The sequence below is a fragment of the Spirosoma gilvum genome (genome assembly GCF_054776815.1).
Window position 1 is genome coordinate 343,599 of sequence record NZ_BAAHBH010000001.1, and the last position, 19,965, is coordinate 363,563.

At 47.8% G+C, this 19,965-nt stretch carries 19 protein-coding genes; 1 reads left to right on the plus strand and 18 read right to left on the minus strand.

The features are described 5' to 3' along the window. Positions 1 to 176: 176 nt before the first annotated feature. From ppsA to ACYVFD_RS01375, 18 genes are all read right to left on the minus strand, one after another. Complete coding sequence (ppsA, locus tag ACYVFD_RS01290) at positions 177 to 2,807, minus strand: phosphoenolpyruvate synthase (protein ID WP_461087738.1); 2,631 nt, start codon at positions 2,805 to 2,807, stop codon at positions 177 to 179. A 120-nt stretch (positions 2,808 to 2,927) separates the two neighbouring features. Beyond that, positions 2,928 to 3,383, minus strand: coding sequence for a MarR family winged helix-turn-helix transcriptional regulator (locus tag ACYVFD_RS01295; RefSeq protein ID WP_461087740.1), 456 nt, complete (start codon positions 3,381 to 3,383; stop codon positions 2,928 to 2,930). 282 nt (positions 3,384 to 3,665) lie between these two features. Continuing rightward, entirely contained in the window at positions 3,666 to 4,145 is a 480-nt protein-coding gene (locus ACYVFD_RS01300) for an ankyrin repeat domain-containing protein (protein WP_461087742.1), read from the minus strand. Between the two features lie 329 nt (positions 4,146 to 4,474). Further along, positions 4,475 to 5,413, minus strand: coding sequence for a helix-turn-helix domain-containing protein (locus tag ACYVFD_RS01305; RefSeq protein ID WP_461087743.1), 939 nt, complete (start codon positions 5,411 to 5,413; stop codon positions 4,475 to 4,477). Between the two features lie 134 nt (positions 5,414 to 5,547). Next, a complete protein-coding gene (locus ACYVFD_RS01310; protein ID WP_461087745.1) occupies positions 5,548 to 6,408 on the minus strand; it encodes an SDR family NAD(P)-dependent oxidoreductase in 861 nt (286 codons plus the stop codon). A 102-nt stretch (positions 6,409 to 6,510) separates the two neighbouring features. Next, on the minus strand, positions 6,511 to 6,855 hold the full coding sequence (locus ACYVFD_RS01315) for a cupin domain-containing protein (RefSeq protein ID WP_461087747.1): 345 nt from the start codon (positions 6,853 to 6,855) through the stop codon (positions 6,511 to 6,513). Positions 6,856 to 6,915: 60 nt separating this feature from the next. Next, on the minus strand, positions 6,916 to 7,824 hold the full coding sequence (locus ACYVFD_RS01320) for a helix-turn-helix domain-containing protein (protein WP_461087749.1): 909 nt from the start codon (positions 7,822 to 7,824) through the stop codon (positions 6,916 to 6,918). A gap of 6 nt (positions 7,825 to 7,830) precedes the next feature. Continuing rightward, complete coding sequence (locus tag ACYVFD_RS01325; RefSeq protein ID WP_461087751.1) at positions 7,831 to 8,190, minus strand: hypothetical protein; 360 nt, start codon at positions 8,188 to 8,190, stop codon at positions 7,831 to 7,833. Continuing rightward, positions 8,184 to 8,972, minus strand: coding sequence for an SDR family oxidoreductase (locus tag ACYVFD_RS01330; RefSeq protein ID WP_461087753.1), 789 nt, complete (start codon positions 8,970 to 8,972; stop codon positions 8,184 to 8,186). Before ACYVFD_RS01330 ends, ACYVFD_RS01325 begins: the two co-directional genes overlap by 7 nt. 220 nt (positions 8,973 to 9,192) lie before the next feature. Then, positions 9,193 to 10,116, minus strand: a complete 924-nt coding sequence (locus tag ACYVFD_RS01335; protein ID WP_461087755.1) for a helix-turn-helix domain-containing protein — start codon at positions 10,114 to 10,116, stop codon at positions 9,193 to 9,195. 129 nt (positions 10,117 to 10,245) lie between these two features. Next, a complete protein-coding gene (locus ACYVFD_RS01340; protein WP_461087757.1) occupies positions 10,246 to 11,148 on the minus strand; it encodes an SDR family oxidoreductase in 903 nt (300 codons plus the stop codon). A gap of 251 nt (positions 11,149 to 11,399) precedes the next feature. Continuing rightward, positions 11,400 to 12,374: an aldo/keto reductase gene (locus ACYVFD_RS01345; protein WP_461088601.1), complete on the minus strand. Its 975-nt coding sequence runs from the start codon at positions 12,372 to 12,374 to the stop codon at positions 11,400 to 11,402. An 80-nt stretch (positions 12,375 to 12,454) separates the two neighbouring features. Beyond that, positions 12,455 to 13,024, minus strand: a complete 570-nt coding sequence (locus ACYVFD_RS01350) for a Crp/Fnr family transcriptional regulator (protein ID WP_461087759.1) — start codon at positions 13,022 to 13,024, stop codon at positions 12,455 to 12,457. Positions 13,025 to 13,131: 107 nt separating this feature from the next. Beyond that, complete coding sequence (locus tag ACYVFD_RS01355; protein ID WP_461087761.1) at positions 13,132 to 14,046, minus strand: helix-turn-helix domain-containing protein; 915 nt, start codon at positions 14,044 to 14,046, stop codon at positions 13,132 to 13,134. A gap of 30 nt (positions 14,047 to 14,076) precedes the next feature. Further along, the gene (locus ACYVFD_RS01360; RefSeq protein WP_461087763.1) at positions 14,077 to 14,817 is read right to left on the minus strand and encodes an SDR family oxidoreductase; all 741 of its coding nucleotides are present in this window, start codon (positions 14,815 to 14,817) and stop codon (positions 14,077 to 14,079) included. After that, positions 14,741 to 15,031 (minus strand): hypothetical protein, encoded by a 291-nt coding sequence (locus ACYVFD_RS01365; RefSeq protein WP_461087765.1) that lies wholly within the window; start codon positions 15,029 to 15,031, stop codon positions 14,741 to 14,743. The genes ACYVFD_RS01360 and ACYVFD_RS01365 overlap by 77 nt, the downstream gene beginning before the upstream one ends. A gap of 23 nt (positions 15,032 to 15,054) precedes the next feature. Beyond that, positions 15,055 to 15,918, minus strand: coding sequence for an Rpn family recombination-promoting nuclease/putative transposase (locus ACYVFD_RS01370; protein WP_461087767.1), 864 nt, complete (start codon positions 15,916 to 15,918; stop codon positions 15,055 to 15,057). A gap of 128 nt (positions 15,919 to 16,046) precedes the next feature. After that, positions 16,047 to 18,209, minus strand: coding sequence for an alpha-L-rhamnosidase-related protein (locus ACYVFD_RS01375; RefSeq protein WP_461087769.1), 2,163 nt, complete (start codon positions 18,207 to 18,209; stop codon positions 16,047 to 16,049). A gap of 332 nt (positions 18,210 to 18,541) precedes the next feature. On the opposite strand from ACYVFD_RS01375, the gene ACYVFD_RS01380 reads away from it, so the two are divergent. Next, positions 18,542 to 19,960, plus strand: a complete 1,419-nt coding sequence (locus tag ACYVFD_RS01380) for an L-fucose/L-arabinose isomerase family protein (protein WP_461087770.1) — start codon at positions 18,542 to 18,544, stop codon at positions 19,958 to 19,960. The last annotated feature ends 5 nt before the right edge of the window (positions 19,961 to 19,965 follow it).

Here is a 19,965-nt window from a genome sequence, read left to right on the forward strand (position 1 = left end):
CTGATAACAAGCTGCAAGCACGGGCAAAAGGAATGAAGCCGCTAAAATATTTGCATCAATCGCCTTTTTGTCATCCCGACGCAGGAGGGATCTTCGGTAGATGCCTTAAAAAGCCTATTTACTTCCGAAGATCCCTCCTGCGTCGGGATGACGAAAAAACTTATACTATTTCTGGTTTACAGGATTTCGACATACCCGTCCGTTCCGTTCACCCGGATTCGCTGCCCGTCTTTGATCAACTTCGTTGCCTTGTCTACGCCGACAACGGCTGGCAAACCATATTCACGGGCGATAACGGCTCCGTGCGTCATCAGTCCACCAACTTCGGTGATCAGCCCTTTTATGGCGACAAACAAGGGTGTCCAGCTAGGGTCGGTAAAGGAGGTGACCAATATATCGCCTTCTTCCAGATCGGCGTCTGCCATGTTCAGAATGACCCGCGCCCGTCCTTCAACAACACCCGCCGAAACGGGCAGACCAACAATAGCCCCAGCCGGGAGATTTTCCCGTTTATATTGACCCGTAATAATTTCACCGTCTGATGTCATCACACGGGGTGGAGTTAATTTTTCAAATCGTTTGTACTCCTCTTTTCGGCGGCTGATCAGGTCGTAATCCAGTGTATGAGTACGGATAACTTCGCGTAGTTCGTCGAACGTGAGGTAGTACATATCTTCTTTTTCGCAAATAACAGCGGCCTGAACGAGCCGTTCCGCTTCAGCCAGTAGTGCCTGCTTATAGATGAAGTAGCGGCTAACGATGCCGTATTTGGGATACTCGCGATAACCGGCGAGGTTACGAACCAGGTCGATCATTCGGTTCGTTTCTTGTGCTTTTTCGTCGCCACCCGGCCGTTGCCGCAAACGGGCTAAAATCTCCTGTTTCTTCGCCAGTGCTTCCTGCAACCCCCGATTAAATTTTCGAGCACTTTCGCCGGGTTCAAAATTTTTAATGTTGGTCAGAATGATGGGGATTAGCGTAGCCGGATTTTCGCTCCAACGGGTTCTGGTGATGTCGATTTCTCCGGCACAACGCATGCCGTATTTGGCCAGAAAAGCTTCGATAGCCTCGCGGGCTTTCTGCCCGCCGTTGACCGTAGTCAGTTTGTCCAAAAAGTTACCCTCTTTTTCCTGCGAAAGACCGCCCTGTTGTAACAACGCCACCACTTCCGGATAAGGACGAATCGCATCGGCAACATCCAGCAATGCCAGCCCCATTTCCGAGGTTATGTTGTTAGGCACTGATTGCGTAAGCGTGTCGGCCATGGCCTTTTCGCCCAGCCACTGCTCTATGTGTTCGTTGAGCCATGAGGCCGCATTCATGCCCGTCATAATGACACCGAAACTTTGTGGATCACCAGCTCCTCTTTTTGATTGTTGAGTCGCTTCCCGGATAAAATCAATCAGGTCGATGCCTGATTTCGACTCGATGGCCTGTTTTAACTCCGCTATCGACGTTTCACTCCGCTCGATCAATTCCGAAACGATAGCCGGATCATAGTCGGCCAGGATTTGATAATCGACCGGCGGAGGCCCCTGGCTACTTTTGCCGGGAGTTGGTTCCGGCTGATCATCCGGTAACGATTTGATAAAATCTCCACGTTCTAAAATGGTGGTAAATGCGTCTCGAATGAGCGGGTCCGATTTACCCAGCACATTGATGAGCATGTGTCGTTTAATGGGTGAAGCCAGATCATCGGCGACATCCACAAATATCCGTCCGCCCGCCGTGGGCATGGGGCGGCCCGCCGTTAGCTGCCACATCGCTATACCCAGGGGCTTCATGGCATCGGTCATCATTTGCTGGTGACCAACCGATACATAAACGTGGGGTTCTCCATCGGCCGCTTCTGGAATCGGAAACAAGGTCGTAATGGGGCGACTCTGGACAATGTATAGTGTATCGTCGGCCAGACACCATTCGATGTCCTGCGGCTGGCCGAAATGCGCTTCGATTGTCCGGCCGATGCGTTCCAGTTGCAAAATCTGCTTATCCATCAGGGCCTGCGTGTTCTGCTGTTCAGGTCCAATGGCCTGTTCCACCGTACCGCCCGCTTTGACGGCATAAATAGCCAGTTTCTTGGCAGAAATCTTCTTATCGATTATTGCGCCATTCCGGACTTTATAGGTATCGGCATTGACCAGCCCCGAAACCAGAGCCTCACCTAGCCCAAAGCTGGCATCAATAGACACCACCTTTCGGTTACCTGTGATGGGATCGGCCGTGAACAAAATACCTGCTACCTGCGGAAACACCATTTTCTGAACCACCACTGCCAGCCGTACCCTACGATGGTCGAAGCGATTTTGGATACGATAAATTACGGCCCGCTCGGTAAACAGCGATGCCCAGCACTTACTGATGTGCTGTAGAATGGCTTCTGGTCCGACGACGTTCAGATACGTATCCTGCTGACCGGCAAAGGAAGCCGTGGGCAAATCTTCGGCTGTGGCGCTGGACCGTACGGCATAGGCATCCTGTTCACCAAATTTCGTGAGATACTCCGCAATCGCTTCGGCTATATTGTTCGGAATGGATAGGCTTTCGATAGTCGTACGGATTCTGTCGCTGATTTCACGAATTTCCTTCCGGTCCTCCAGGGCTAGAACAGCCAATTGGTCGAGTAGCGAATTAACCGTTTCGTTTTGCTCAATGAGCTCCACATAGGCTTCGGTCGTTACGCAAAAGCCTTCGGGTACGTGTACTCCCGCTATACGCGACAACTCTCCCAGATTAGCACCTTTCCCGCCGGCAACGTTGAGCTTTGTTTTATCTATATTCTGAAAATCCAGTATGTAGGTGTTCATATTGCTTCGCTAGTCAATAGAACACAGATTTTTATGATCGTTATGATTTATTACGATTCCAGAAAATTTAAAATCATAATTGATCATAACGATCATAAAAATCTGTGTTCTATATATGCATTAGTCTTTGTTGAGTTTATCAATGGTATTATTCATCAAGGCAACAGCTTTTGTGAAATAGGATTCGATAATCTTGCGCTCTTCGACTGATAAGGAAGCATGGAGCTGTTCCGACTGGCTGCGGAATTCCCGATAAAGGGGTTCGAGAAGAGACATGATCGTTTCGGTATTTGGCACAATAAAAACCTTCCGTCGGTCTGCTGCTGCAAACTGGCGTTTGACTAATCCCTTCTTTTCAAACCGGTCGATTAAGCCCGTAACGGCCCCTGTGGTCAGACCCGTCAACGCAGCAAGTTCGCCCGCTGTCATTTGCCCTTTTTCGATCAGGAAACCCAGGTATTTATGATCAGTTCCTGAAAGCCCGGCTTTTCGGGCAACGGCTTCATGCATCTGAATAGAGGTGTACGTATAAAGCTGGCTGAGTTTTCTTATGGATTTAACGGAGTCATTATTCATCAATAATCTTATTGTCTAAATATCTTAGTTGCAAAGATAATAAGATTTATATACAGATACTATTCGCCCTTAGTAGACTAGCGAATTGATGCGTCTATGACGTTACAAGAAATGCATTGACTAACGCTGGGGGCACAAAGACGAGCTTCTAGTTACCGTAGCGGTATTGGAGGTGAGTGTGGATTTGGCTGGTATTTTTGAGTGAGTCAGACTATACTCATGCCTGTTCCGAGGCTAGTTGACCGGTAATAAAACACACTAGAATCCCTCGACAGGTGATGCCTATTTCCCCAATTTGCTTTGAATTAAGGCCACAATCTCTTTTCGGTTTTTGGCTTTGGCAAAATCCAGTGGCGACTGGCCATCATGCGAACGAAGACTTAGGTCTGCATGGGCATTCAGAAGGGCTTTGACTACCTCAATATTATTTTGCCATATCGCATCATGCAGGGCCGTGTACCCATTGTAAGGCCCTTGCTTGTTAATATCAATATGATGGTCGATCAGGAGTTGAGCCGCTTCGGTTCGGCCCGCGTAGGCAGCGGCATGTAACGCTGTGGCTTTCATGCCCGGATCAACGGCTCGCACGTCGGCTCCTGCTTCTAATAAGGCTTTGACAATTGAGCTATAACCCTTGTAGGCCGCCATCACCAGTGGGGCATCCTGATTTGCGTCCAGCTCATTCACATCAACTCCATCCTGAATGAGTTGCTGAACCAGCAAAAGATTATTTTTATTAACTGCATTCATTAAAGCCGACATAGTAGATCTATAGCTTAAGTAAATAAATTGACCAAAATTTATCGTTAAAAATTATAAACACACAATACGCCTGTGGGTATTGATGACACAGAAGCTGTTTAAACTTTTTAAATTTCATTAAAACCGGGTAGCTTTTTTGTCATGCTGACGCAGGAAGCATCTTCGATAGCAGCATTCTTTAGCTATCGAAGATGCTTCCTGCGTCAGCATGACAAAAACACGCATTTTTGAATTTCCTTTAAAGTTTAAACAGCTTCACAAATTACTAGATGCTTTGGCTAATAAAATAATTTTACGGCTTCTGATGATCGCAGACGATACCAAAACAATCAATTAAACCGTTCCCGAAATTCGAGTGGTGTTTGTCGGGTTTTTTCCTTGAATAGCTTACTGAATGATTGTGGATGTTCGAAACCCAATGCATACGCAATTTCGCTGACGGATAAGTTGGTAGTTGTAAGCCGTTCTTTGGCTTTTTCAATCAACTTTTCGTGGATCAACTGCTGGGTGTTCAGACCCGTTGAGGAACGTAGCAGATCACTTAAATAACCTGGAGAGAGATGCAATTGGTCGGCGAGGTATTGTACCGTTGGTATGCCTTTGTCTAGTGAGTCGGAGCCGTCAAAATAGATGTTCAGAATCGTTTCCAGATGTTGCAGCACCGTATGGTTGATGGGCTTTCGGGTGATGAACTGGCGGTTATAGAATCGATGCGCATAGCTCAGCAATAACTCAATCTGGGAGATGATGACGTCCTGACTGAATTCATCGATACGATTGCTTAGCTCCTCTTCCAGATTTCTGAAAAGTGCCAGAATAACTTCTTTTTCCTTATCCGACAGGTGGAGAGCTTCCTGAACCGAATACGAAAAATAAGTGTACTGCCTGATCTTTTGCGCCAGCGGGTAATTCAGTAAAAAATCGGGATGGATCAGCAACGAAATTTGCTGATTGGCACACCGATTCTCCCCATTGTTGTTTTCTTCGTCGCTGCCGCCAATGAGCTGGTTCGGAGCCGCAAAGAATAACCCGCCTTCGTTGTAATCAAAATGGGTTTGTCCATACCGCAAGGTGCCGCCCAGATAGGGCCTGAACGATATTTTGTAAAAGCTCAGTACGTGTCTGGACAGCGGTATGGGGCCATCCATTGGCTTGTCTACACCGTTGAACAGCGTAATCAAGGGATGGAGCGGAGCCGGAAGCCCGGTGGCTTTCGACGCTTCGGCCAGGGAATCAAATCGTATAGGAGCGTTTTCGGCTTTTTTCATAGGTTCTTGGTTGAGCGCTCAACTGGGCTTTTCTGTCATCCCGAGGAACGAGGGATCTTCGGTAACAGTTGTTTTTTCAGCCTCACCCGAAGATCCCTCGTTCCTCGGGATGACAGAAAAGCTATTTAACCGGGTTACCCTTGTGCTGCATTGGAAACTGCTTCCCACTCCTCCCAGGTTTTCAGGCGTTGTGCATACGCTTTACGAACTTCCGGCAACGTATGGCTTCCCAGAAATAGCCGCAAAGGCGGATTCGGCGCATCCACTACGCTGAAGATCGCTTCCGGCGTGGCTTCAGGGTTACCGCGCTCAATCGTCCGAAGGTTTCCGACAAAAGCAGCTTTAAACTCATCGTAAACCGGCAGGCTATTGGCAAATTTCAGCGATTCCTGACTACCAAACTCCGTAGCATAAGCTCCGGGTTCAATAATGGTCACATCGATGCCAAATTGACTGACCTCGGCCGCCAGACTTTCGTGAATCGCTTCGAACGCCCATTTGGAAGAACAGTAATACCCGATGACCGGATACGTAACATGCCCCAACGAACTGGATGTACCCAAAATGTGCCCCTTCCCTTGTTTGCGCAGCAGTGGTAATACGGCCTGAATTACCGAAACTGGCCCCAACACATTGGTATCGTACAACGCCCGGATGTTGTCGGCAGAAGCTTCTTCAATGGTTCCGATCAGCGAATATCCCGCATTATTGAAGACAATGTCCAGTCGGCCAAAATGGGCATGGGCCGATTCCACAACTGATTTTACCTGCTCTGGATTTGTTACGTCCAGGGCAAGTGTTAACACACGATCACCGTATTTATCGTTTAGATCGGCCAGGCTCTCTACGTTGCGGGCAGTGGCCGCTACCTTATCGCCCCGTTGGAGTGCCGCTTCGGTCCACACCCGCCCGAACCCGCGGGAAGAGCCTGTAATGAACCATACTTTTTCTGCGCCATTGCCGCTTTTAACGGCATTTTCCTGTTGTTGTACCATGATTATTTTCAATTAAATGAACTGCGGTACAAAGGTCAGCAGGCGCTGGTCGGGGGACGTAGTCTAAATGCGGTTCGTTGTAGTCGATTTGAGGCTAGGTGTTTATCGGTCGATCCGAATCGTTTCAAGCTGGCTATGTTCGAACGTAATGTTGACGGAACGCTCTCCTTTAGGCCAGGTTCGGTGAATGATGTTTTTAGGAATCGTAACGAGCTGACCGGGGCTCAACTCAATTGTTTCCGTTTCCAGCTCTATTACTAAAATGCCTTCCAGAGTCATAAACGTTTCGTCTGAGTTGGGGTGATAATGCCAGAAATAAGGTTCCGTCATCACACTCAGCCTGACGACATGGTCGTTTACCTCGGCTACCGGAAAATTCGCATAGTCATTCGTCACCTCACGAATTCGTTCACCAAGATCTAGTCGGATAAGAGGGGTAGCCTTCATTAAGATGCTCTATAGAAAGTAATTATGCTGGAGTAAAGGTAATTCAACAGCTTTTACCTGCTAATTAAACCGTTCCCGAAATTCCAGCGGAGTTTGGCTGGTCTTCTCCTTGAATAGCTTACTGAACGATTGGGGATGCTCAAAGCCTAGCTGGTACGCAATTTCCGACACCGATAAAGTGCTTGTGGAGAGTTGTTCTTTCGCTTTTTCGATGAGCTTTTCGTGTATGTATTGCTGCGTACTCAGCCCGGTTAATGTTTTCAGCAAGCCTCTCAGATAACTTTGCGATATGTTCAGGTTGTCGGAAATATACTGCACCGTAGGCAACCCGCTGGAACGTAATGCTTCGTTTTTGAAGTACTCGGCCATCAGTTGCTCCAGCCGGTCGAGTACCTGATGATTTGTCTTTTTTCGGGTCAGAAATTGCCGCTGATAAAAGCGCTCGGCATAGTTGAGCAGGGTTTCAAGATGCGAGATGATGATGGTCTGGCTAAACGCGTCGATGTTGTTCCGATACTCCGTTTGAATAGTTTCGACAATGCCATTCACGATGGCTTTTTCCTTGTCGGACAGGAACAACGCTTCGTGTACGGTATAGCTAAAAAACTCATAGCTCCTGATGGTCTTCGCCAAGGAAGTTCCCCACAAAAAGTCGGGATGAATGAGCAGCACCCAACCCGAAAGATCGTCGTCCGGTTCGGGACCGGCACCGCGCAGAATCTGATTGGGTGCTACAAAGTAGAGCATACCTTCATCGAAATCGTAGGTCTGCTGCCCGTAAAAAAGCTTGTTTGTGAACCCCTTTTTCAATGAAATATAATAGAAATCGAATAGCGCACTCAGCTCGCCGGTAACGTCGGGCATCTTTAAATCGGCATAGTTTAACAGACTGATGAGCGGATGTTCGGGAGCGGGTAAGCCCAATGTACGATGTGCTTCGGTAATGGTTTTTATCTTCAGAGGTGTCATATCGTATCAGGCGTTTTTGACAAACGGATAGCGCAGCCAGATCATGACCAATGGCATGATTAGAAACGGAATTTCTATCAGGGCCATGCTAAAATGACCCGCTCGTATCGCCAGGGCCATGATGACGACAATCGATAGGGCATTCAAAACATTGCCCAGGAAAAACGTTTGCGGAATGAGCAGTAACACACCTATCAGAATCGTCAACCCACCAAAGATTGGAACTACCGATTCTCTGATGCCCAGTTCGTTCATCATTTTCAACGATTCGGGGTGACTCCGGTAATTGAACGTATCCCAACCGTGTTTGAATGCCAGTACGACCGACACAGCCAGTAAGACTAAGGAAATGACATTTTTTACCATGACGATCCGTTGGTTTGTGTTTTAAGCTTTATAAATTCCCGGTGCCCGAATTTCAGCATCAGGCCGGGCGCAATCCGGCTCATTGCCTTGATTACATTGATTAAAACCGGCTTAATCTCTAAGGTATCGTTTTTCAGCGCTTTCACCACAACGTTCACCATCTTATCTACTTCCATCATCATAGCGGGATTAGGCTGTACTGCCCAGTCGTTCTGTAAGTTGGTGTTCACTCCTGGTGGAATCATTTCAAACACCTTTACATTCGTATCTTCTAATTGCAATCGCAGGGCTTGCGTATAGGCCCGAACACCGGCTTTGGTCGCACTGTAAACGGGAGCAGACGAATAGGGCATAAAGGCAATCCCCGACGACACATTGACGATAGCAGCTGACTTTTGTTTCAGCAAATGGGGTAGAAATTGATGCACCATCTGGATCGTTCCAGATAAGTTGGTGTCGATTTCGCGGGTTATAGTTTCCAGGTCCATCGACCGATCCCGCAGGTCAATCAGCCGCATGGCTCCGGCGTTGTTGACGATAATGTTGAGGGCCGGAAATTGATTGGTCACCTCATTGTACAAGCGTTCAATGTCTTGGGGTTTACTGACATCGCTCTGAACGGTGTGTACGTTGGAAAACTGAGCCTTTGTTGTGATTAATGCGTCGAGATTCCGCCCCGTAACGATGAGGGTTGCGCCTTGGTCGGTAAGCTGTTTCACCAGTTCCAGACCGATACCGCTGGTGCCGCCCGTAATGAGGACGGTGCTGTTTGTTAAGTTCATCTACTTCTGTGTTGGTTGGTGAGACAAAGGTCTGCACACGCCCAAAAACAGACGTAGCCAAAGCGACTTTTGCTGTAGTCAAAAGTGAAATTGATGAATTTAATGCCCCATAGTATAGGACATACATAATGGGAATACTGGTTCAGCCATATGCCAATGGAGGTACGTTTTCTGCTGACCCATCCTGAAGGGTTGTTTCTTTTTATAACTACCGCCGATCTTAGTTAAAACGTTCCCGAAATGCCAGCGGGCTTTGGTGGGTCTTGCTTTTGAATAAGCGGCTGAAGGATTGCGGCTGTTCGAACCCCAGTTCATATGCAATTTCGGAAACAGACAGTTGGGTTGTGGAGAGTTTTTCTTTAGCTTTTTCAATCAGCTTTTCGTGGATCAGTTGCTGGGTCGACTGGCCCGTTAGTTGTTTCAGCAGGCTACGCAGATAGCCGGGCGAAACATGCAGATTCTCCGCGATATACTGGACCGATGGTAGCCCTTGCAGCATAAGCGTTTCGCTGTTGATGTACTCGTTCAGGATGATTTCCAAACGCTCCAGAATTTCGTGGTTTACCTTTTGGCGGGTGATAAATTGCCGCTGGTAAAAGCGGTCGGAGTAGTGCAGCAATGTTTCCAGTTGCGATACAATAATGGCCTGGCTAAATCCATCAATCCGCTCCTGGTATTCGTCGTCGATGATACGGATGATCTGGGCCATTTTCTGCTCTTCGGTTTCCGACAGGAACAGAGCTTCGTTGACCGTATAGTCGAAAAAGGTATACTTTTTAATGGTTGATGCCAGCGAAGAGTTCCACAGAAAATCGGGATGGATCAGGAGCATCCAGCCAGAAGGACCTCGTGTATCTTCGTCAAACTGAACACTAAACACCTGATTCGGTGCCATGAAAAACATCACGCCATCGTTAAAATCGTACTGGTACGTCTGCTGACCGTATCTGTACGTATGGTTCATGCCCCGCTTCAGCGAGATGGCATAAAAGTCAAACAGCAGATGGTCCGTACCCTTTCCCTGCCGTTTTTGGAACACGTCAAACTGAACCACGCTGATAAGCGGATGCTTCGGTTTCGGCAAACCCCGTAACTGGTGAAATTCGGTAATGGTCTTAATCCGATGGGGCCCTATACTGTTCATAGCCTAAAGATAACGTGATTCACGTAGATGTAATTGATTAGTAAACGCATAATTGCCGTATTTTCTGTCATACCAACGGCAGGACTGGACTATTGGTATGACAGAAAATGCAGCTAATGAAAACTTGTTCTATTGCGCCGGAAAATATACGTTGCCCTGCAAATCTTCCATCAGGCTCGGATGGGTGGGGTGCCAGTTTAGCATCGCCTGGGTGACGTCACTGGACGAAGGATTGTTGAAGGACGCGAAATGCTGGAACCAGGTAAAATAAGCCGGGGCTTCTTCGGGCGTCAGCGACACCAGCGGCAAGTTTAGCTTTGTGGCAATGGCCTCCCCGATCTGGCGCGTCGATACCCCCTGATCGGCCACTGCATGGTATCGGGTGCCGCTGGGTGCTGCTTTTTCCAGGGCCAGCCGGTAAAGTCTTGCAGCGTCAAGCCGGTGTACGGCTGGCCATACATTAGCCCCTCCGTTGATAACGGCTACTTTCCCATGTTGCCGGGCCAGGTTAATCAGGATAGGGACGAAGCCATATGCATCACCATCACCATGCACTGAGGGCGATAGCCGTACCACCGATACGCGAACGCCCTGAGCTGCCACTGCATCTACCGCCAGTTCGGTAGCCGTACGCGGATTCTGTGTGGGACCCTGCAAGCGCATATCCTCGGTCAAAAACTCATTACCATTGATTACGGCTGTGCCAGAGGTGACCACAAACGGCTTACCACTGCCTAACAGGGCCTGTCCCATGGTTTCGATAGCTGTTTTATCAATGGCGCATACTTCCGCAAAGCGCGTAAAGTCGTGGATGAACCCCAGGTGGATAACACCATCTGCCGCCGTTGCACCGGCTTTCAGGCTGTCCAGGTCGGTTAAATCGCCGAGGTGGGGGTTCACACCGAGCGATACGAGTTTCTGGGCTGCTGCTTCCGAGCGGGCAAGTCCCGTTACCGAATGCCCGGCAGCAATCAATTCTTTCACGACGGCCGATCCAATAAATCCGGTTGCGCCTGTTACGAATACGTTCATGGTCCTGTTCTTTGCTTTTTTGTACGGCAAAGGTCAGTCGATGCCGGCTAGTATGCGTAGCCGAAACGCAGGTTGTTGTAACCGAAAAAAAAAGATCCGTTTCGGTTTCAAACTCGATTACCAAAATGCCCTCCACCGTCATAAACGTCTCGTCCGAATTAGGATGGTAATGCCAGAAATAAGGCTCGGTCATCACACTTAAAATACAGTAAGCTGGTTTAAATAAAGTCATTTCAACAGGCCAGGCTATACTATCTTCTTCCCGTTGCTGCCTGTATTTGAGCAGGATATCGTTCACCTACGATTTTAATGGCTGCCAGAGCTGCCTGTATGTTGCTTAACTCATCCTTGGTCAATGAGATATTAGTGGCCTTACTATTTTCTCGTAAGCGTTGCAATTTTGAAGTCCCCGGAATTGGCACAATCCAGGGTTTCTGAGCCAGCAGCCAGGCCAGGGCAATTTGTGCTGGTGTCAAATTTTTGCCCTTAGCGATAGAAGCAACTAAATCGATTAATACCTGATTAGCCTCTCTGTTTTCTTTACTGAAACGCGGTGCCATACTTCTACCGTCAGTTTTGTCAAATTCTGTATCCGCATTTATCGTTCCGGTAAGAAATCCCTTCCCCAACGGGCTGAAAGCCACAAAGCCGATACCTAATTTTTCCAATGTGGGAATGATGTCATGTTCAGGTTCACGGTAAAACATCGAGTATTCGCTCTGTAATGCGGTAACCGGAAAAACCGCATGGGCCTTACAGATCGTATCGGCGTTTGCTTCCGACAGGCCGAAGTACTTGACTTTACCTTGCTGAACCAGCTCTTTTACGGTTCCGGCAACCTCTTCAATGGGAACATTCGGGTCAACCCTATGCTGATAAAACAAATCAATCATATCCGTTTTTAATCGCTTCAACGACGCTTCGGCAACTGCTTTTATCGTTTCCGGCCGACTGTCTAATCCCAGCATCATTTTCCCTTCTTTAAAGCCGAATTTGGTAGCAATGACTACGTCATTTCGCAAGGGTTCAAGTGCTTCGCCGACGAGCAGTTCATTGTCGCCGTAGCTTTGTGCCGTGTCGAAAAAAGTAATGCCGTGTTCAACTGCCGAACGCAATAATTGTATGCTTTCCTTTTTGGTTGGCGCGTTTGGAAAGCTTAGTCCCATAGCGCCAAAACCCAGCGCAGATACGTTTAATCCACTGTTTCCTAATTTTCTTGATTCCATTTTTCTGGTTTGTGAAAGTTGATAGTGCAAAGGTTGCTCAACAGAAAATGGAATCATTTGCCATTTGACAAAAAGCGCTTTTAGCGGATGGTTCGTCGTATTCGGCTCAAAGAAGATTGTGTAACGCCCAGATAGGAAGCGATATAGGATAAAGGCACACGGTTTATCAGGGTCGGGAATTGTCCCATAAAATCAAGGTAACGCGTAGTGGCATCCTGCGAAACCAACTCGCTTCTTCTGGTCATTTTTTCGTTATGGTATTTCGCGGATATTTTTTGGAGGAGAGTATCCCAGCCAATTATCGTTTCGGAAATTTCCTGCCAATCGCGTTTTGAGAAAATAATAAGCTTACAATCTGTGACGGCTGATAGGTATTCGGAAGGAAAAAATGGTTCGCCAGGGCTTGATCCCGCCAGAATCAAATGGTTTTCGTCAATAAAGTAGCGGGTAATCTCCTCGCCTTTGTTGTTGTAATAATAAACGCGGATAACGCCGTCGATAAGAAAGCCAATCTGCTTTACTAGTTTACCGGCTTCCCAATACAAGTCGTCTTTGCAAAGTTCTGTTTCGGTCGCTTTGCGCTTGATAAGGTCAATTTGTTGTTGGTTCAAATTGTCAAACTGCAATACATAGTCAATAAAATTTTCCATGTACCAAAGTTAGACATGAGTATTCGACGGGCATTTGTCATTTGGCAAAAAAGACTATTCTGCGTTCCTCTCGGCAAAACAGCTACTTAAAAACAAAACAGCTTTTGCTAATTAAATCGCTGACGAAACGCCAAAGGGCTTTGTTTAGTCCTGATTTTGAATAGCTTACTGAACGATTGCGGATGTTCGAAGCCCAGTTGGTAAGCAATTTCAGAGACGGATAAATGGGTAGTTGACAGTTTTTCTTTGGCCTTCTCGATGAGTTTATTCTGGATATATTGCTGCGTGTTCATACCGGTCAGCGAACGCAGCATATCGCTCAGATACCGTTGCGAACAATTAAGTTGCTGACTGATGTATTGCACGGAAGGCAAACCAGTCTGTAGGCCGGATTCATTGTCGAAATACGCTTTCAGCAACTGATCCAGAGAAACGATTAGCTCATGATGAACAGTCTTGCGGGTAATGAACTGGCGGTAATAAAACCGGTTGCTGTATGTCAACAACAACTGGAGCTGATTCACCAGTACATCCTGACTGTACGCGTCGATGGAACGGTTAAGCTCCCCGGCCAGGAATTGGAAGATGGTCCTGACAATGATCTTTTCCTCAAGCGACAAATACAGCGCTTCCGAAACGGCATAGGAAAAAAAGCCATAGTCATTGATGGATGTTCCTAATGGATAATTTCGGATAAAGTCGGGATGAACATAGAGCGCATAGCCTTCCTGGCTGTGATTACCTTTCGAATGGGTCACCAACTGATTAGGTTGTAAAAAGGCCAATCCGCCTTCTTCAAAATCGTAATGCCCCTGCCCGTATCGGATCGAGCCGCTGAACGTATCCTTGAAGGAAATTTTGTACACGTCCAGCAGTATCCTTACATCCTCGTCAAATTCCTTCAATGTGGTCTGGCTATAGTCGACCAGGGCAATCATTGGATGCGAAGGAGCGGGTAATTCGAAAAACCGGAACAGTGCTGAAAGGCTACTGAAGTGATAGGTATCCTGTTGCTGCTTCATGGGTCTGATTGGGCCAGTCGCTAAAATTGATCACTGCTGAGCTGCGGGACGAATCACTATTTCGCCTACCTCTACGTCGCTGGGCTGGCTAATGGCATAGATGACCGCATGGGCGATGGCTTCGGGCTTTAAGGCCATTGTTTCCATCGTTTCTAAAATCGTCGACTTCATCGTTTCATCCTGCATGGCATTGGCCAGTTCGGTTTTTACGAAACCGGGTGAAATACCAGTGATTCGTATATGTCCATCGGATTCCTGACGAAACGCTTCCGACAATGTCCTAACCGCATTTTTAGTGGCCGCATAAACACCTTGTGCTGGCACAATTTTCAACCCCGATGTCGAGATAATGTTCACGATATGGCCCTGTTGCTGTTGCTGAAAGACAGGAATAGCGGCCGCCATGCCATGCAACACACCCTTCAGGTTGATGTCGATCATTTTGTCCCAACCGGCCAGACCGAGTGCATCGATGCGACTCAGCTCGCTGACACCCGCATTATTGATCATCACATCCAAACGCCCGAACGTCGTAACTGCCAGATCGACCAGCGTCTGTACATCCGACGGCTTGCTGACATCGACAACAGCGTAAACGGCTTCGCCACCGTCTGCGTTTATTTCAGCGGCAATCGTTGACAGTTCCGCTTCCCGACGCGCCCCAAGAACAACTTTTGCTCCTTTGCGCGCTAGCTCAATCGCTATGCTTTTGCCAATCCCGCTGCTGGCTCCCGTGATAGCCACTACTTTGTTTTGAAGGAGATTTTCCATCTTGTCTGTTGTTTCGGCAAAGTTTGAAACAACGCAGATGGAAAACGTAGGCGGGTTGGTCGATTTTGTAGCCGGATTGACGAGGGGCTAATGCGCTAGCCGCTCGATGCTCGTCCGCGCTGCAATACACGCTAACGTCGCCATCGGGGGTTGGCACTTTGCCGTCGATCCATTGCAGTCCGCCCAGTTGGGGTTCAATCAGATTGGGGCGCAAATGAAAACAAGTTACTATCTTATTTATTTTAACTTCTCCTGTACGTTACGTACAAATTCAACAGATAAGCCTGTAATATCAGCTATTAAATCTATGTCTAAGCCTTTTTCCAAGGCTTTCTGAACCATCGAAGTTTTCACTTCTAATTCGGCTGCCTCTATTTTCTTTCGCTCGTTTTTGACAGCCAGCGTATTTGCAGAGATAGTCATCTCATAAGCCAACCGCTGTTCTGGTGTCATGGCACGCGTATCTAACTCTTTAATGGCCGCTTCCAGCCATTCCTCCGTCCAAAAAGGCGGAAACTGCTTAGGTTTTTTGACTTTATGCAAGGTCTTCATCGTATAAAGCAGTTTATCTAAATCGGTTTGAACAGCAGGTAATTTCTTTTTGAATTTAGCTAATTCTACTGTGATAAACGATGTTTGATCGTCGATGAGTTCGCCTTTTTTGTTTCGTAGAGTGGCAATATTGTGATAGTCAGTAATGTTAGGGAAGATATTTTTAGCCAATATGCCAATGCAGTAAATTTTGGGAAGTGAATCAAACTCGTACTTTCCTTTCCGTATTAGCGTATTAAGACGATACAAAGCGTAAAATTTCATACGCTGGATAAATTCCGGATATTCGCTCAATTGCATTTCAACAATAAATGTGTTGCCTTCCTCATCGGTGCAGGTCATGTCATAAATTCCGCTACGACTGTCTTTGGTAAGGCCGGGAATTTCATTCTTGATGAAGGTAACCTGCTCGATTGTAAGTGGCGAGTTGATAAGCACCTGCAATGCCTTTTTGAGAAAGCGTGTATCAGATTCATTACCGAAAGTCACCTTAAAACCGTAATCAGAAAGAATTGAAATAAAGCGCTCGTTATCATTATACAAATCCATGTGGCAAAAGTATCGTAAATAGACAAAAATCACTATATTGTTACTTTACAATAGAAAACCTGTTCAACTTTCCTAAAACGAAAGATTGAACAGGTTCAAAACCCGAGAAGGTAGCTGAAATTCTTCCCTTACAGCTTATAGCTCACTACGTAACTCTTCCCTTTCTCGACCGTCAGTTCATAGACGCCGTTGGCCGTGGAGCGAATTTCGGCTTGTTTGCAGACGGGTTTGGTTTTGCTTTTGAAACGTAGGGTTCCGGTACCGGCGGCTCCGCTAACCTTGATTTCTTTCGCGCTGCAATACACACTTACATCGCCATCGGGGGTTGGCACTTTGCCGTCGATCCATTGTAAACCACCGAGTTGTGGCTCAATCACATACGTAGCGTAGGCGGGTGAGGTTGGTCTGACGCCCAGGTAATACTTGCCCAGCAGATAGATCGGGCTCGCTCCCCAGGCATGACACAGGCTCTTTCCAAACGGACGCCCATACATGGCGTAATGCTCAGCGCCTTTTTTGGCTGGGTTATATTCTTCCCAGAACGACGTAGCGCCGAGATTCAGCATGCCGCCCCAGTAATCCTTCATCTCTTTTGTTACGTAACTCTGCTCGCCCAGCGCACATAGGGCTTCGAGTTCATAGAAACGCATGTACGGCGTCGTAATTTTCGGCACTTCCGGATTCAGCAGTACATACTGCTTCACGGCCTGCTTCTTTGCCTCATCGAGGTAGTTGAAAAAGATGGCGAACATGTTGGCGTAGCGCGTTACGTTCTCCGTCGGTACCCCATTTACCCTACTATGTACCAGTGCATGTTTGCTGTCGTTCCAGTACGAGCTGAACAGTTTTGACTTCACATCGGCAGCCAGCTGACTGTATTTCTGTGCGTTATTCGTATCGTTTACGGTAGTGGCGCAGAGGGCCATCGTTTCCAGGCTGCGGGCAAACAGCAACTGCTCAAAACTCACTTCGCCTTTCTTGCTGAGGCCCTCGGCCCAGTCGATAAATACCCAGTCGCCAGCTAGTCCTTCCAGCAGCCCATTTTTGTTACGTCGGCTGAGGCAGTAGTCCATCAGGCTTTGCATACGCGGATAAAACTGTTGGATAAACGCTTTGTCGCCCGTGTACTGGTAATAGTCGTAAATGCTGATGAACCAGTAAAAGGTATAATCCATAATGGTGTTGATATGGCTCGTCACCGGCTCTTTACCCCGTAAGGCCAGCATTGTGCGCGTCACCGTGGGCGAGTCGAACAGGAGGTAGTAGTTCATCAAGTAACTCTGTGCAGCATCGCCCGACCAGATCCAGCGGTCGCGTTTGATCCCGTCGATGAAAAACTCGCGGGTGTTTAAATGTAGTGTATAGGTCGCTACGTCATAAATCTGGTTGATCTGCTCATCATTACACCGAAAGCTTCCCCGGTCGGCAACGGGCAGGTATTCGTACAACATCGACACCGAATCCATCGCCACGCTGCCATCGAATTGCACATTCACGTACCGAAAGGCTTTGGTCAGTTCCATGATGGAATCGCGCTTCTGCGTCTGGTCAATTTGCAGAAAATCCGTAGTTTCAGCGGTAGCCGTTGCCAGCGCTTCCTCCTGCGATTCGCCATAGTAAATATTGACGTTTCCTTTGCCGGTCAGTCCATGCAGTTTGATGAATCCGAACGTCTCCCGGCCAAAGTCCAGCAGGAATGACTGCTTTTGTTTGTCCACTTTTAGAGCCGACATGGCCTTAGTGTTCAGGCGGAATTGGGAGGGTGGCAGTTGTGGGTCGTTGAAATTCCACGAACCCGCTTTCAGCCAGGTAGTGCCCGACTGATCGGAGGCTTTCCCCGTTTCATCAATCCATTCCTTATCCTCAAACGTGACCAGCCAGCTAGCATCCGACACTACGTTTTTACCGCGTACATAAATGGCCGGCACCCGGTCCTGACAGAATACCTTCAAACTCACTTTATGCTTGCCCGCCGGTACGGTAATCCGTTTTGGATAGCCCGGAAATGCTTTTCCATCTAGCTTCACGTTGTATTTCCCTTCCACAAATAACTCAACCTCTTCCGACTGCGTCAGGTCGAAATCTTTGTGAAAATCGATCAGATTATAATGGCTGTCCAGTTTCCAGAAAGGGGGCAGAAACGTAGTTCGTTCGGTACGTCGATTCTGCATGTTGTTGCCTAACCAGATGTCAAAATCACCCGGATACCAGATCCAGGTAGCCGGGCTTTGGGCAAAACCCGATGTGAGGAACGATAAAAGTAGAAAGAGAAGTGAAAGGCCTTTTTTCATCCGTTGGAAAGAAGTAAGCGATTGAAGGGTAAAAATAGAAACCATTTAGAAAGTAAACGAAACTATTGGTACTTTATCTATTCATGCACGATAGAAAGTAAAATTTTTCTACGTTTAGTGACGTCTTCACTTTCTATAATCATAATCTGTGGATTAGTTCCAAACCTAATTGGTCAATTTCAGGCTTCAGTATACCCGCGTTTTAAAGGCCTCCAACTCTATTTTCTTAGTATAGACTTTCTTTTTATTTCTTTTATTTTCTTTTATCTTTGTTCGACGGCGGTAATGCACGGATCATAACCAGCGATTACCGAATTGACCCAACTTTGCTCATGACAATAAAAACAGGTACTCCCATTACGTTAGGCGTTATCATTGGTAACCGGGATTTCTTCCCCGACAAGCTCGTTGGCGAATGCCGTTCCGATCTACTGGCCGTTTTTCAAAAAATTGGTGTTAATCCCATCATGCTGCCTGAATCAGCGACCAAATTAGGTGGGGTCGAAACCTTTCAGGAAGCCCAGAAATGTGCCGAACTGTTTCGCAAACATGCCGATGAAATTATGGGAGTACTCGTCGTTCTTCCCAACTTCGGCGATGAAAAAGGCGTTGCCGAAACGCTGAAACTCGCCCGGCTGGATGTGCCGGTACTGATTCAGGCCTACCCCGACGATCTGAATCGGATGGACGTAGCGCGTCGGCGGGATGCCTGGTGCGGCAAGATTTCCGTTTGCAACAATCTCTACCAGTTCGGCATTAAGTACTCGCTCACCACCAAGCACGTTGTACACCCCTCCGACCCTAGTTTTGAAGCCGATCTGAAGAATTTCATGGCCGTCTGCCGGGTTGTCAGAGGGCTGCGTAATGTTCGCATTGGGGCCGTTGGGGCGCGTCCGGGCGCGTTCAATACGGTTCGGTACAGTGAAAAAATCCTCCAGCGCAACGGCATTTCGGTCGTAACCATCGATTTGTCGCATATTCTGGGGAATGCCAATAAACTGACGGCCGCCGATCAGTCGGTAAAAGACCGGCTCGATGCGATTAAGGCGTATACGCCCACGGGCCGTACACCCGACGATAAACTGGTTCAGATTGCCAAGCTGGATGTTGTCCTGAACGAATTCATGCAGGAACACGCGCTGGACGCAACGGCTATTCAGTGCTGGACTTCGTTGCAACAGAACTACGGCTGCAACGTCTGCACGAGCATGAGCATCATGAGCGAGAATATGCTCCCCAGCGCCTGCGAAGTGGACGTAACGGGAACGCTCAGCATGTACGCCATGCAATTGGCATCGGGCTCGCCCAGTGCGCTGGTCGACTGGAACAACAACTACGCCGACGACGAAAACAAGTGCGTCTTGTTCCACTGCGGCAACTGGGCCAAGTCGTTCCTGCCAGATATTGAAATCAGTACGGCCCCGATTCTGGGAACAACCGTGGGCGAAGAAAATACCTACGGAGCCTTGGCCGGTCGTACCCCCGCGAATCCGCTGACATTCGGACGCATCAGCACCGACGATCCGAAAGGCATTATGAAAGCCTACATTGGCGAGGGGGTTCTGACGGATGATGCACTAAATACGTTTGGCAACCGGGCTGTGGCGCAGATCGATAATCTTCAGGGACTGATGCAGTACGTCTGCCGGAATGGTTTCGAGCACCATGTGGTCATGAATGCCTCTAAAACCGCCGGTATACTGGAAGAAGCCATGAGCAATTACATGGGCTGGGACGTATATAAGCATTGATTTAG

Bases quoted from the DNA above. Each gene is read 5' to 3' on its own strand.
- ppsA (WP_461087738.1), bottom strand. From the start codon at position 2,807: ATGAACACCTACATACTGGATTTTCAGAATATAGATAAAACAAAGCTC.
- ACYVFD_RS01295 (WP_461087740.1), bottom strand. From the start codon at position 3,383: ATGAATAATGACTCCGTTAAATCCATAAGAAAACTCAGCCAGCTTTAT.
- ACYVFD_RS01300 (WP_461087742.1), bottom strand. From the start codon at position 4,145: ATGTCGGCTTTAATGAATGCAGTTAATAAAAATAATCTTTTGCTGGTT.
- ACYVFD_RS01305 (WP_461087743.1), bottom strand. From the start codon at position 5,413: ATGAAAAAAGCCGAAAACGCTCCTATACGATTTGATTCCCTGGCCGAA.
- ACYVFD_RS01310 (WP_461087745.1), bottom strand. From the start codon at position 6,408: ATGGTACAACAACAGGAAAATGCCGTTAAAAGCGGCAATGGCGCAGAA.
- ACYVFD_RS01315 (WP_461087747.1), bottom strand. From the start codon at position 6,855: ATGAAGGCTACCCCTCTTATCCGACTAGATCTTGGTGAACGAATTCGT.
- ACYVFD_RS01320 (WP_461087749.1), bottom strand. From the start codon at position 7,824: ATGACACCTCTGAAGATAAAAACCATTACCGAAGCACATCGTACATTG.
- ACYVFD_RS01325 (WP_461087751.1), bottom strand. From the start codon at position 8,190: ATGGTAAAAAATGTCATTTCCTTAGTCTTACTGGCTGTGTCGGTCGTA.
- ACYVFD_RS01330 (WP_461087753.1), bottom strand. From the start codon at position 8,972: ATGAACTTAACAAACAGCACCGTCCTCATTACGGGCGGCACCAGCGGT.
- ACYVFD_RS01335 (WP_461087755.1), bottom strand. From the start codon at position 10,116: ATGAACAGTATAGGGCCCCATCGGATTAAGACCATTACCGAATTTCAC.
- ACYVFD_RS01340 (WP_461087757.1), bottom strand. From the start codon at position 11,148: ATGAACGTATTCGTAACAGGCGCAACCGGATTTATTGGATCGGCCGTC.
- ACYVFD_RS01345 (WP_461088601.1), bottom strand. From the start codon at position 12,374: ATGGAATCAAGAAAATTAGGAAACAGTGGATTAAACGTATCTGCGCTG.
- ACYVFD_RS01350 (WP_461087759.1), bottom strand. From the start codon at position 13,024: ATGGAAAATTTTATTGACTATGTATTGCAGTTTGACAATTTGAACCAA.
- ACYVFD_RS01355 (WP_461087761.1), bottom strand. From the start codon at position 14,046: ATGAAGCAGCAACAGGATACCTATCACTTCAGTAGCCTTTCAGCACTG.
- ACYVFD_RS01360 (WP_461087763.1), bottom strand. From the start codon at position 14,817: ATGGAAAATCTCCTTCAAAACAAAGTAGTGGCTATCACGGGAGCCAGC.
- ACYVFD_RS01370 (WP_461087767.1), bottom strand. From the start codon at position 15,918: ATGGATTTGTATAATGATAACGAGCGCTTTATTTCAATTCTTTCTGAT.
- ACYVFD_RS01375 (WP_461087769.1), bottom strand. From the start codon at position 18,209: ATGAAAAAAGGCCTTTCACTTCTCTTTCTACTTTTATCGTTCCTCACA.
- ACYVFD_RS01380 (WP_461087770.1), top strand. From the start codon at position 18,542: ATGACAATAAAAACAGGTACTCCCATTACGTTAGGCGTTATCATTGGT.